This window comes from Hymenobacter guriensis, from assembly GCF_015773195.1.
Lineage (GTDB): Bacteria > Bacteroidota > Bacteroidia > Cytophagales > Hymenobacteraceae > Hymenobacter > Hymenobacter guriensis.
In genome coordinates this window covers 20789-33018 of sequence record NZ_JADWYK010000024.1, presented here as the reverse complement: position 1 = coordinate 33018, position 12230 = coordinate 20789, and the positions used below count along the sequence as shown (strand labels likewise).

At 58.9% G+C, this 12230-nt stretch carries 10 protein-coding genes; 1 reads left to right on the top strand and 9 read right to left on the bottom strand.

The window, feature by feature from the left end; translation table 11 throughout:
* Window positions 1-149 precede the first annotated feature (149 nt).
* From I5L79_RS22645 to I5L79_RS22610, 8 genes are all read right to left on the bottom strand, one after another.
* Window positions 150-1409 (bottom strand): hypothetical protein, encoded by a 1260-nt coding sequence (locus tag I5L79_RS22645; RefSeq protein WP_196957377.1) that lies wholly within the window; start codon window positions 1407-1409, stop codon window positions 150-152.
* 73 nt (window positions 1410-1482) lie between these two features.
* Window positions 1483-2673 carry a class I SAM-dependent rRNA methyltransferase gene (locus I5L79_RS22640; protein WP_196957376.1) on the bottom strand — a complete coding sequence of 397 codons (1191 nt, stop codon included), beginning with the start codon at window positions 2671-2673 and terminating at the stop codon, window positions 1483-1485.
* A 797-nt stretch (window positions 2674-3470) separates the two neighbouring features.
* Entirely contained in the window at window positions 3471-3926 is a 456-nt protein-coding gene (locus I5L79_RS22635) for an SRPBCC family protein (protein ID WP_196957375.1), read from the bottom strand.
* A gap of 56 nt (window positions 3927-3982) precedes the next feature.
* Entirely contained in the window at window positions 3983-6958 is a 2976-nt protein-coding gene (locus I5L79_RS22630; RefSeq protein WP_196957374.1) for a DEAD/DEAH box helicase, read from the bottom strand.
* A gap of 166 nt (window positions 6959-7124) precedes the next feature.
* Window positions 7125-8354, bottom strand: a complete 1230-nt coding sequence (locus tag I5L79_RS22625; RefSeq protein WP_196957373.1) for an ABC transporter permease — start codon at window positions 8352-8354, stop codon at window positions 7125-7127.
* A 47-nt stretch (window positions 8355-8401) separates the two neighbouring features.
* Window positions 8402-8716 carry a hypothetical protein gene (locus tag I5L79_RS22620; protein WP_196957372.1) on the bottom strand — a complete coding sequence of 105 codons (315 nt, stop codon included), beginning with the start codon at window positions 8714-8716 and terminating at the stop codon, window positions 8402-8404.
* Window positions 8717-8774: 58 nt separating this feature from the next.
* Entirely contained in the window at window positions 8775-9584 is an 810-nt protein-coding gene (locus I5L79_RS22615; protein ID WP_196957371.1) for a class I SAM-dependent methyltransferase, read from the bottom strand.
* Between the two features lie 88 nt (window positions 9585-9672).
* Entirely contained in the window at window positions 9673-10101 is a 429-nt protein-coding gene (locus I5L79_RS22610; RefSeq protein ID WP_196957370.1) for a ribosome-binding factor A, read from the bottom strand.
* A gap of 173 nt (window positions 10102-10274) precedes the next feature.
* On the opposite strand from I5L79_RS22610, the gene I5L79_RS22605 reads away from it, so the two are divergent.
* Entirely contained in the window at window positions 10275-11687 is a 1413-nt protein-coding gene (locus I5L79_RS22605) for a hypothetical protein (RefSeq protein WP_196957369.1), read from the top strand.
* Window positions 11688-11768: 81 nt separating this feature from the next.
* Here the strand turns inward: I5L79_RS22605 and rpiB are convergent, their stop codons facing one another.
* Window positions 11769-12200 (bottom strand): ribose 5-phosphate isomerase B, encoded by a 432-nt coding sequence (gene rpiB, locus I5L79_RS22600; protein ID WP_196957368.1) that lies wholly within the window; start codon window positions 12198-12200, stop codon window positions 11769-11771.
* Window positions 12201-12230: the final 30 nt, after the last annotated feature.

Below are 12230 nucleotides of genomic sequence, written 5' to 3'. Positions count from 1 at the left end.
CCCGTTGCGCCTATGGTACTGCCTTCACCGGTGGGAGAGTCGGTCGCCGCCAACCCTATCTTCGCTCAGCGCCCCCGTGTCACCCCCTCCCCAACCCGGAGGCCGATGCGGGGGCGCTGTCGTTATGTGCCTGGCGGTAGGGGCGGGCGTTAATCGATATAACGTGGTGGTAGCTTTTGGTAGCGGACTTGTTTAGGCCGCAGCGTATCAATGTAGAAGGCATAATTATTAAGTACAATGCGCGCCTCCGTGGGCTTGGATGGTTTGCGGAAAGTCTGCAGCCGCGCCAAAGGAATGGTCGTTACTTGATGCGCATTGTGCTTATCGATGGTTTGCAAGCCCCCAGACTCCATTAAAAAATAATAGGTGTGTGTTTGGGGTAAATAGAAGCGCGGTACGTCAAAGCCTATTGCTCCGCTAACGCCAGTATACCTGAAAGTCTTGCGCACGTTGCCACGGCGGTTAATGATGAAGGCGTTAGGCTTATTTTTCATATGTGGGTCTTCAGCCCAAGCAGGGTCGTTGAAAGCGGCGGTTATTGCGAATTCATTTAAGGTTTCTGTTGTATCTACGCTCAGTTGAGGACGGTATTGCCCGTATCGGTAAAGCAGGTAAAACGTGGAATCCGTCAGCGGGAAGGCAGCCAGCAACTGCGCTTTGGGCTTAACTAAGCTCACCTGTCGACCATCAGGCGACACCAAGGCCTCGCAGGTAAGCAGTGTGCCGTCCGGGAGCAGGCGCGGCTCACAATCCGGGGCATCCCAGTTGGAGGAATAACTGGTCGCTAAGCGTTTCACTTGGCCATTGAAACCCAGCACCAACACACAGCGCTGCCAGACGTCACTGTACGGAATGCCGATATCCAGGCTGAATACCAGCGTCTGGCTGGGAGCATGGACGCCCACAAACATGGGCGGCACCAATTCGCTTACCGTTACTACGTCGCGGCTGGCAACGCTATATAACTCTTCTTTGCGCACTTTTCGGTGAAATACCTGCTTTCCTGCTGCGTCGAAGAGAGTAATAGCTACGTGACCCTGATACCCACGCACCCGGCCGGTTTTGGCGAAACTACTGGTATCATCAGCGAAGGCCGGACCTACTGTGCCCTGAGTGGTAGTGACCAGCGGCTTGGTGGAGTCAGTTTCGGCCCGCAAGAGAAGCCGATACTTTTGCGGGCCGCTATAGAAAGTGGTGTCGTGACCTATACGGTAGCCGAATCTGACGCGGCTAACGTCCGTTGTATCGGACGCTGGAGGTGGGGCCACAGGTGAAGGTTGTAGTACAACGCTATAGGTGCTATCAGGTGGCACTACAGCGGCCGAAGGCGCTTGGCTGACGGGGCGTTGCTGCTCACAGGAAGTCAATAGTAACACTGAAACAACTACCCAGCCAGAGAAACGGCGCATACGTGAACTGGGCAAGGGGCTATTAAACCTACCCAGTACTCAACGATACGGTTTTTCGAACGGATTTGCTAGCCTACTCCACTGCCAATACCAAGCCTTTCAGGTACTCGCCTTCGGGATGGAAGAGGCTTACCGGATGGTCGGCAGGCTGGGTGAGGCGGTGCAGGATGCGGGCAGGCCGCCCGGCTTCAATGGCTGCGGCGAGGATGGCACCCTCGAACAACTCCATGCTTACCACCTGCGAGCAACTGAAGGTGAACAGCAGTCCCCCGGGCGCAATCTGCCGCAGACCAGCCACATTCAGTCGCTTGTAGCCCATCAGGGCGTTGTGGCGGGCCGAGAGGTGCTTGGCAAAAGCTGGTGGGTCCAGCACAATAAGGTCGTACTGGTTGTGGCGGTCCTTCAGGAAGCTGAATACATCCTGGGCATAAGCCTCGTGACGGTCCTGGTGTCCGGTAAGGGCGGCGTTGCGCTCCGTAAGCTCGATAGCCTTTTTACTGGAATCGACGGAGTGAACCAGCTCGGCCCCGGCCATGAGAGCGTAGGAACTGAAGCCACCGGTATAGCAGAATGTGTTGAGCACCCGGCGGCCGGGCGCATAGCGGGCCAGCAGGCTGCGGTTGTCGCGCTGGTCGATGAAGAAGCCCGTTTTCTGGCCCGTTTCCCAGTCAACCGCGAAAGGGTGGCCGTTTTCCTGCACAATATGCTCCTGCCCGCTGCCTTCCCCAAAGAGGTAGCCATTCTGTGCTCCAGGTGCGGCCTTGGCGGGCACAGTTTCGGCGCTTTTATCATAGATGGCCCGCAGCCCGGGAATTACGGCCTGGAGTGCCTGCGCAATCAGGGGCCGGGCCTTATACATACCGGCGCTGTGGGTTTGCACCACGGCCGTGTCGCCGTATACATCGATGATCAGGCCGGGCATACCGTCGCCCTCGGCGTGAGCCAGACGGTACACGTTGGTGTTGCCGGTGCCAGTCAGGCCCAGGCCCTGACGAAGCTGGTAGGCATTACGAATTTTTTCTTTCCAGAACGCCGCATCGGGCCACTGCGCCTCGGGCCCGAAAGACAGCATGCGCACTGCAATAGAGCCGGGCGCATAATGGCCCACCCCCAGCAACTCACCACCCGCCGCGTGCACAGCTACCAGCTCACCCTCTACCACTTCGCCCTGCATGCGTCCGATGGCCCCGGAAAATACCCACGGGTGCAGGCGACGAAGGGATTGGTCTTTACCGGGTTTGAGCGTAACGGAGGCAGCAGGCATGGCAGGCAGCGGAAAAACAAATGAATGGGCTACAAAGGTAGACCACGGATGGGCACGGATTTCAACGGATTCCGCGGATTTTGTAGCTAGCGCAATGATGAGAGCGTACTTCACCCTAAGTAATAATTGCTCACCAAAGGCTAAGCAAAAGGGTCCAGCCAAGCAATGAGTACGGCTAATGCAGCCAGCCCGGCCAGCACTGCCCAGACAGGCCCGCCCCAGATCAGTAGGCCAATGAGGCTGATAGGTAGTACGATCAAGCCTAATACGCCCAGCACGGTAGTGCCCAGGCCCACTTCCTGTGCCTGTTGCGGCCTCTTTTGGGGCTTCTTTGCAACTTGGGCAGCGGAGCGGGCCAGTATCGGGTGATTTGCTGCCATCTGGCGCACGGCCATCATGTGCTGGTAGCGCGGGCGGCGAGTGGGTTGGCATAGCTGCGTTTTCTGCCGTGGCGGTGGCACAAGGCTAGCTGGCTCGGTGCCAGGTACAGCCCTTGGGGACGAAACAGAGGCCGGGCTACTAGCTGCGAGCAGCGTATCAGATAAAATTACACCCTGAACAACAGGTTGAAACTGATACGACGGGTGAGAGCCAGCACAGCCTGCCAGCGCCAAGCCGCAGACCAACGCACTTACGCGCCGCGCAACCAAATGGCGCAAGCCGCAGGCCAGAAAAGGAGAGTTGAACATATAGAAAAGCGGAGGGACGGCAAGATACCGGGTAGACACCCGGCTTGTACGGCAACCAGCCCAACTACGCTGCCGGGACCCGGCCATCATTCCCGGCAGCCGCCATTATCAGCCAGCGGTAGGCTTCCCAAACCAGCGGCGGTATACGGGGCCGCGCACCGCAAACTGCGTCCACATCACCGGGTACAGTAATACATCGAGACCAGTAAACAGCGTACGGTAAGTAATATCCTCCACAATGAAAGTGCCGCCGTCCGGCGCGGGCTGCAGCAGGTGGCGGTGGCGCCAGGAGCGTAGCGGCGCGGGTAGCTGCTGCCCCTCATCCACGAAATAGTACGTGCCGTCGGGCAGCGTGCCGTGTTCGGTAATGAGCGAGGTCCAGCGGACCCGGAGCGGACCCGCTCCCAACTCAATCTGCACTTCGTTGCCGCGCTGGCAGCCATCGAAGCGGAGCAGGCGCATGGGCGGAAACGGGGGAGCCAGCGCTAGAAACAACGCCCGGGTAAAGCCCTGCCAGACCTGGGCCGGCGACGCGGCTACGTGATTGCGGAGAAGGAGGTGCATGGCTGGCTACAGGAAGGCTGGCGTGAAAAGTCCCATGCTGGAGGATGGCTGGTTGTTTATCCCAGCAGCTCCTCAATATCTTCCTTCGTGAGGCTTTTGATGATGGCCTCGTCCGTGGTAATCAAATCGGTGACGAGTTGAATTTTCTTGCGCTGCAGTGCCAGAATCTTCTCCTCTACGGTATTCTTGCTGATGAACTTGTAGGTGAACACGGTGCGCTGCTGCCCGATGCGGTGGGCGCGGTCAACGGCCTGGGCTTCCACAGCTGGGTTCCACCACGGGTCGAGGATGAACACATAATCGGCGGCGGTGAGGTTGAGGCCTACGCCGCCTGCTTTCAGGGAAATCAGGAAGACGCGCAGGCTTTCCGTCTCCTGGAAGCGCTGCACCTCCTGGTGCCGGTCGCGGGTGTTGCCGTCGAGGTAGGCGTACTTGATCTGCTTTTCATCCAGGGAGGCACGCACCAGGTCCAGGTGCTTCACAAACTGGCTAAAAACGAGCACCTTGTGGCCCTCGGCTATTACACTCCGAATCATGCGCACCACTTCACGCAGCTTGCCCGACTCGGCCTCGTAGCTTTCGTCGGCCATGCGGGGGTGGTTGGCAATCTGGCGCAGCTTGGTGAGGCCCTGCAGCAGCATAAACTGGGTGCCGGCCGTGCCGTGCTCCTCAATGTTCTGCAGAATCTTGTTGCGGTAGAAGCTCTTGGTTTCCTCGTAGCACTGGGCCTGCTCCTCCGTCATGGTGCAGTAGCTCAGGTGCTCAATTTTCTCGGGCAGCTCACGGGCCACCTGCGCCTTGTGGCGCCGCAGAATAAAGGGCTTGATGAGCAAGTGCAGGCGCTTGGTTTTCTGCTCGTCCTTTTCCTTCTCGATAGGCTTAAGAAACTCCTTGCGGAAAAACGCCTGTGACCCCAGCAACCCCGGATTGATGAACGACATCTGCGACCAGAGGTCCATGGTGCTGTTTTCCACCGGCGTGCCGGTCAGGATCAGCCGGTGGCGGGAGTTGAGGCGGCGTACCGCCTGAGAAGTAGTGGAGCCGGGGTTCTTGATGGCCTGTGACTCATCCAGAATCACGTAGTCGAAGTGGTAGGTTTTGAGCAGGTCCGCATCGAGGCGTACGATGCCGTAGCTGGTTAAGACCAGGTCGTACTCGGCAAACTGCTCCACGTTCTTGTCGCGGTAGGTGCCGGTATAAATCAGCAGGCGTAGCCCAGGTGTGAACTTGAACGCCTCGGCCATCCAGTTATACACCAGAGAAGTAGGCATCACCAGCAACGAAGCGGCCCCGCCCGCCGCCCCGCTTTCCTTGCGGTGCAGGAGCATGGCCAGCGTCTGAATGGTTTTACCAAGGCCCATATCATCGGCCAGGCAGCCCCCGAAACGATACTGCTGCACGAAATGGAGCCAGTTGTAGCCAGCCTTCTGATACGGGCGCAGCTCGCCCCGGAAACCAACGGGAATGGGTTGGTCTTCCACGGCCTCAAAGTCGCGCAGCTTTTCCAGCTTGCGGCTCATGGTCACGGTAGCCAGGTTGCCGTTCTGCAGGTCGCTGATGAGGGCTACATGGTGTTTTTTGAGCGTGAGCGAGTGGTGGTGCTCCTCGGCAAAAGCAAACAGCTCCAGGTACTCCGTAAACCACTCTTCGGGAATGATGGCAATCTGCCCGTTGGGCAGCCGGAACTCGTGACGGCGGTTAAGAATGTAAGGCCGCAGCCGGATAAACGGAATTTCGTAGTCGCCAAAGCGCACGGTGCCATGTACGTCAAACCAGTCACTGGTTTCGGTAATGCCCACCTGCACCGTCACGGCCCCGATAAAGTAGTCTTTGCCCGAATGCGTACCCTGCTCCACCGTGAAGCCCAAGCGCTCCAGATCCTCGGCGTGGCTGTGCAGCCAGCGGAAAGCAGTAGCTTTTTCGAGCACGGCCCGGCCATTGCGTACCTCCAGGGCCCGCTGCCGCAGCTCCCCAATGATTTCCTGCTCGTGGTCGAGGTTGCGGATAAGCCGGTGGAAGATGTAGTTGCCGTTGGTTTTTTCCAGCTTCACGCACACCCGCTTATCGAAGCTGTGGTGCACCGTGTGGCCGCCGTAGCAGAAAGACAAATCGAAGTGGATGTGCTCGGCCGGCGCGACCAGCGTGGCTACGCCTCCACTCTCGGTGGCTACGCGGCTGCGGCCGGCGGCGCGGGCGGCCACGGGCCGCTCTTCCAGCACCACTTCGGGCCCCGGTACGTCCGAAAACGTGAGGTGGGGCTTGCCCACGTAGCGCTCCGAGCGGATATCGAAGCCACGGGCGTGTACATCAAACGACTCTACCAGCGGAGCCACGAAGCGTTGGAAGTAGCTTTCCTCCACCTGCCGCGGAATCACGATAAACTTTTTGCGCAGGAAGGGCTGCAGCTTGCGGCCGTCTACGTCGTTGCGGAAGCTGTAAAGTACGCCATCCAGCAGCAGCCAAGCCGGCTGGGAGCACACCAGCACGGCATCCTTGAACTGAAAGTCAAGGCGCTGGCCCTGGTACTGGATGGTGGGGAAGTAGTGGGTGTTGTCTTCGTTGCGGCGGAAATGGAACAGCACCGAGGCCCGCTCTGGCGCCAGTTGGATTTCGCGCCAGGTAGGCTCGCCGTCCTTGCCCATGATGAACACGCACTTGCCCGCCAGCCGCGCCAGAATCTGGGCCATACGGTGCTGCACGTACTGACAGATGCGGTCCTGCAGGGCTTTGTCGCCTTTATCGGGGTCGTAGATCTTGAAGAAGAAGTCGGCGGTATTGATTTTCTTGGGCCAGAACTCTTTGATAACGGCTTCCTGCTGAATCTGGTCCGTCAGGGCAATGATTTCGAAGTCGGCGGGGTCGAGACCATCGGCAAACTCGGCGGCGTTTTTGGCCGATACACTCTGGTGCTGAAGGGTGAGCTGGCCGCGGGCATTGCGCTGTACCACGTATGACTCAAACAGATACCCCAGGAACTCATGCTCCAACAGGGAGTATACTATTTGAAATGGCTGCGCCGTGGAGACTTTCATAATAATCGCCTAATGCGGCATCGAAAGTAAGAACAAATGCCATATACCGAATAATATAGCGTAAAGCAAAGTTTTTTCTGTAAATAGTCATAATTTTCCACACGGAATATACCAATCCGTGGGGAATTTGAGCCAGCCAGAAAAACTGTTTCCGGGTTTGGTGCCTTTACAGATTGTCGCGCAGATCGAGGCGGGAGGCAGCCAGGGCCGGCCGGATGGACACCGCAATGGTAATGAACACAATGGCCAGCCCCGTGAGGGCAATATCGGCCGCCTGCATCTTCACAGGGTAAGAATCCACTACCGCGGTGGCCATACCCATCGAAACCAGCCCGAACGTTTGCTGCAGCCAGCAGATGGTAACGCCCAACACCAGGCCGGTAATGGCACCTACCTGGGCTACAATGGCTCCTTCGAACAGGAAGATGTTGCGGATGGTGTGGCTGGTAGCGCCCATAGCCTGGAGTACGGCTACGTCCTTGCGCTTGTCAATCACCAGCATTGAGAGGGAGAAGAAGATATTGAGCGAGGCAATCAGCAGGATAAAGGCGAAGGTGATGAACACGAACATCTTTTCCACCTTGATGGCCTTGAGCAAGCTCACGTGCTGCTCGTCGGAATTGAACACCGAGAATTTCGGACCCAGGGCCTTTTTCACCTCCTCCTGCACCTGGTCGATTTCACGGCTCTCACTTACTTTCACCTCTAGGCTGGTACGGCGGCTGCCGTAGTTAAGCAGGGTCTGCGCAAAATTGAGCGGCACGAAAATATAGCTGTCGTCGATCTGCTGCTCAATCAGGAACACGCCGCCGGCGAGGATGGGCTGCTCGTTGAAGGCCGTTTCGGGGTTGAAGGACAGAGTACGCTTGCCGGTATTGCGCGGGTAGAGCAGCTGCAGGGGCGAAAGTCGGTTGTCGAGGGCGATGCTGAGTTCGTGCTGCACTCCGGCACCTACCAGGGCATACTCGGCACCATCTTTCACCAGGCGGTGGTCGCCCTGTACCAGGGCCGAGTCGATGTTGCTTTGGGCAAAGAAATTTTCCGAAACGCCTTTCATCTTCACTACCATCTGGCGGTCGTGGTAGCGCAGTAGGGCATTGTCCTCAATAACTTCTGTGACGATGGCCACGCCCGGCACTTGGCGGATACGGTTGAGCAACTGCTCATTCATCTCGAAGGACTTGCCCGCCACCGCCGCAATTTTCAGATCCGGGTCCGATTTGCCGTAGAGCGAGCGGACCAGGTCTTCGAGGCCGTTGAAAACCGACAGCACGATAATCAGGGCCATAGTGCCTACGGCTACCCCCACCATCGAAATGTTGGAGATGATGCTAATGATGTTGCGCTTCTTCTTCGAGAGAAAATAACGCCGGGCAATGAGGAACGGAACGTTCATGCAGGGCGCGGGGAGGCTGAAAAACGAGAGGTGAAGCTGTATACGGATTAACCGGCGCGGCGCATGAAGTCCTCCAGACGCCGGAGCCGTTCTTCGTGGTCCTGAAAGACGGTGGTACGGATGCCGCGCAAATCAGATTTGATGTCGCCCAGGTGGTCGAGCACTGTCCCGGCAAACGCATTGAAGCCGGCTTCGTTGCGGTCGAGGCGGTCCAGAATCTTTTCCTGGGTGCGCTGCATTTGCTCCTGCACCGTAAGCATGCGCTCCTGCACGTCTACCACGGTACGCAGGACGCTGCTGTGCTTTTGCAGCTCCAGCAGGATATCCGTAATAATCTCCGAGAAATCGTTCTTGTCGGCCATAGCAAAAGTGGCGGTTGCCTGATAGATGCTCCAAGATACGCCAGCCGCGCCGAAACAGCTACTTCCAGGCCTTCACAATCAGGCCGGTGCCGGAATCGTGGATGCGGGTGGCGTCAAACCAGTTCAAAAGCAGGCAGAAAGGAAACACCACGGCGTAGTAGAACGGCAGCAGCAGGAAAAACCAGCGCGACACGCCCAGCAGTTGAATGGGATACTTCATGCTCAGGCGCCACGACACCTGGCCCGGCTCCCCGTAGCTGTAGCGGGCCTCAATCCGCTCGAAGCCGGCCGTACGCAGCTTCTGCTGGATTTCGTGGATATTGTACCCGTCGCGCACGTGCTCTTCTATAAAGCTGGATTCGCCGTCGCCGTGCACGTCGGAGCCGCCCTGGTCGGAGGGGGTTGAAATGAGCAGCATACCGCCGTCCTTGAGCGAGGCGTGAATGTTGCGGAACACTTCCACGTCTTCCAGAATGTGCTCCATCACGTCAACCGACAAGGCCAGATCGAAGGTGTTGGACTCCTGGTAGAGCACCAGATCCTGCACCGCAAACTGCACGTAGGGTCGCCCGATCTGGCGGAAAAACTGGTTGGAGTCGGCAATCTGCTCTTCCTTTACATCCACGGCCAGAATCTGCCACTTGCGGCTCAAACCCGAAAGCCAGTACGTATACTGCCCGTAGCCGGAGCCGGCATCCAGGATGGTGAGAGCCTCATCGGCGCGGCCTTTGGCCCACTGGCGCAGCTCGCGGTGGACGTGCCAGGTGCGCAGCAGCAATAAGTCGAGCAGGTGATAGAACACGCGCCGCAGCCAGGGCGTGCGGTTGAATACCTGGCCCAGCGTTTTCTTGATCGGGTCGTAATGCACTGTAAAAGTGAATGAGTAAATGAGTGAATGAGTGATGGATGGCGGGAGTGGCCGAGGAAATACTTCACTCATTCACTCATTCGCTCACTCACTTTTCGTCTTCGTCGGAGTAGAGGCGGGGGCGCTTGGGCGGGTTCTGAGGGTCGGAGTCGTCTTCGGAAGGGGGAGACGGGATGCTCAGGCTCCCAAACACTTCGTCCATGCGGGCGGCGTAGGCCGCGCTGTCGTCGAGGAAGAACTGCAGGGCCGGCACCACGCGCACCTGCTGGCGCACGCGCTTAGCCAGGGCCATACGAATGGCCTTTTCGTTGTCGCGCACCTGCTCCAGCAGCTGCTCGCCGCTGCCGGCCAGCAGGGCACTCAGGTACACGCGGGCCGTGCCCAGGTCGGGCGACACACGAATGGTGCTGATGCCGGGCGCCAGACCCGTAAACAGGTGGGGTACGTCGCGCTGAAACACGGTGGCCAGCTCCTGCTGCAACAAGCTGGCAAATTTCTGTTGTCGTTTGCTTTCCATAAGAGCTGGCAAAGATAGGGACTTAGGGAGTTGCGCCGGAACAGGTTTGTTGGCTGACCGCTGAATCGGGAATGGCCGGCACTGCCGGGCGGTCTATCTTTGCTGCGGTTGAGGGTTCAGTCATAAAAGACAAGCCCCTAAGACTCTAAGATCCTAAGTCCCCAGAAACCCACTTGCTCCAGTTCTTTAAAAGCACCCTGCCCAGCCGGCTGCTGGCGCTGCTCCTGCTGATTCTGGCGTTGCGCCTGCCCCTGCACGCGCTGGGAATCCCGCTCACGCCCGCCGAGCTGCACGCTCTGCTGGTTGGCGAGCGGGTGCACGCCGGCGCGCTGCCCTACCGCGACCTGTACGACAGCACCGCCCCGCTGGTCGCCTGGTTTCTGGGCGGGCTCGATGCCGTAGCGGCCCGGCCGCTGTGGCTGTACCGCATCCTGGCCCTCACGGCGCTGGTAGCGCAGGCCCTGCGCTTCAACTTTGTGCTCAATCATAGCGGCGTACACCCCGAGCGGGGCTACGTGGCAGCCCTGACGTACCTGTTGCTTGCCAGCGTTACCACTGATCTGGATACTCTGTCGCCGCTGCTGCTGGGCCAGACCAGCATCGTATTTGCGCTGAGTGCCCTGCTGCCCACACTGCGGGAGGGCTACGACAACCGGCGTCTGTTCCGGGCGGGCTTTCTGATTGGGCTGGGGGCCCTATCGTTTCTGCCGCTGGCGCTGTTCCTGGTGGTGGCACTGTTTGCCGTTATTATCTTCGCGGCCAACTCCTTTCGCAGCTTTCTGCTGCTGCTGTGCGGCTTCCTGTTTCCGTATGCCGCGGTAGCCACGCTCTACCTCTACGCCGACGCGCTGCCCAGCTTCAGCGAGTTTCATCTGAAGCCGATGCTGCAGGGGCTGGCAGCGGCGCAGGATGGCCTCCCGCGCGTTCTACAGCTGCGGCTGCTGGTGGTGCCCGGCATCGTGCTGGTGCTGGCGCTGGCCCGCACCTTCACCACTTCGCTGGGGCTGGTGTTCCAGGCCAAGTTTATGCAGCTGATGCTGGTATGGCTGGTACAGGCCGTGGTGCTGCTGCTGCTCACGCGGGGCATTGCGCCCGGCTCGTTGGTGCTGCTGCTGCCGCCGCTGTCGTATTTCAGCTTATTTCTGTGGCAAAAATCCACGCGCAGCTGGGTGCCGGGGCTGCTGATGCTCCTGCTGCTGGCCGTAGTGGAAGTGGTGCGCTACCGGGGGGTGCTGCAGCTGGACCATGTGCTGCCGCTGCCGCTTGAAGAAAATTATGCCGTGCGCCCCAATCCCGTGTATGCGGAGCTGGAGCAGCAGCGCCTGCTGGTGCTCGGCCCCGACCGGCGCCCGTACCTGCACAATCAGCTGGCCACGCCTTACCTCGACTGGCAGCTGGCGCAGGCGGATTTTGGCCACCTCAACCAGTACGCGGCCGTGTTTCGGCTGGCGCGCAACATCGGCCCGCAGCCGCCCACCTATATCATCGACCAGGCCCGCCTGATGCCCGAGCTGCAATACAAAGTCCCGGCTGTGTTCGGGCGCTATCAGCGCACCGCCACGCCGGGACTGTATGAGTTAAAGTAAATGGTTGTCTTGTTAAAGGAGTATAAGGCTGTTGTTTAACATGACTGTCCAGCCATTCAACAAGACAATCATCGTCACCAGTTAACAATTAATCTTATCCACGCGGGTTTGGTGGCGGCCACCTTCAAAGTCGGTTTCCAAGAACTGGGTTACGATGGCGCGGGCAGCTTCCTCGCTCACAAAGCGGGCCGGCAGGCAGATGACGTTGGCGTTGTTGTGCTGCCGCGCCAGTGAGGCCAGCTCCGGCTCCCAGGCAATGGCCGCCCGAATGCCCGCGTGCTTGTTGGCCGTGATGCACACCCCATTGGCCGAGCCGCATACCAGAATTCCCTGCTCAAACTCGCCGCCGGTAATGGCTGCGGCCAGCGGATGCACATAGTCGGGGTAGTCCACCGAGTCGGGAGAGTGGGTGCCGAAGTCACGCACCGCGTAGCCTTGCTCTGCAAGCCAGGTTTTCAGCATTTCCTTGTAAGCAAAGCCGGCGTGGTCGGCCCCAATGGCGAGGGTTTTCATTTTCGAATGTGCTAATGTGGGGAATGTGCT

Excerpts from the sequence above, each read along its gene's own strand:
- I5L79_RS22645 (WP_196957377.1), bottom strand. The coding sequence starts at position 1,409 with ATGCGCCGTTTCTCTGGCTGGGTAGTTGTTTCAGTGTTACTATTGACT.
- I5L79_RS22640 (WP_196957376.1), bottom strand. The coding sequence starts at position 2,673 with ATGCCTGCTGCCTCCGTTACGCTCAAACCCGGTAAAGACCAATCCCTT.
- I5L79_RS22635 (WP_196957375.1), bottom strand. The coding sequence starts at position 3,926 with ATGCACCTCCTTCTCCGCAATCACGTAGCCGCGTCGCCGGCCCAGGTC.
- I5L79_RS22630 (WP_196957374.1), bottom strand. The coding sequence starts at position 6,958 with ATGAAAGTCTCCACGGCGCAGCCATTTCAAATAGTATACTCCCTGTTG.
- I5L79_RS22625 (WP_196957373.1), bottom strand. The coding sequence starts at position 8,354 with ATGAACGTTCCGTTCCTCATTGCCCGGCGTTATTTTCTCTCGAAGAAG.
- I5L79_RS22620 (WP_196957372.1), bottom strand. The coding sequence starts at position 8,716 with ATGGCCGACAAGAACGATTTCTCGGAGATTATTACGGATATCCTGCTG.
- I5L79_RS22610 (WP_196957370.1), bottom strand. The coding sequence starts at position 10,101 with ATGGAAAGCAAACGACAACAGAAATTTGCCAGCTTGTTGCAGCAGGAG.
- rpiB (WP_196957368.1), bottom strand. The coding sequence starts at position 12,200 with ATGAAAACCCTCGCCATTGGGGCCGACCACGCCGGCTTTGCTTACAAG.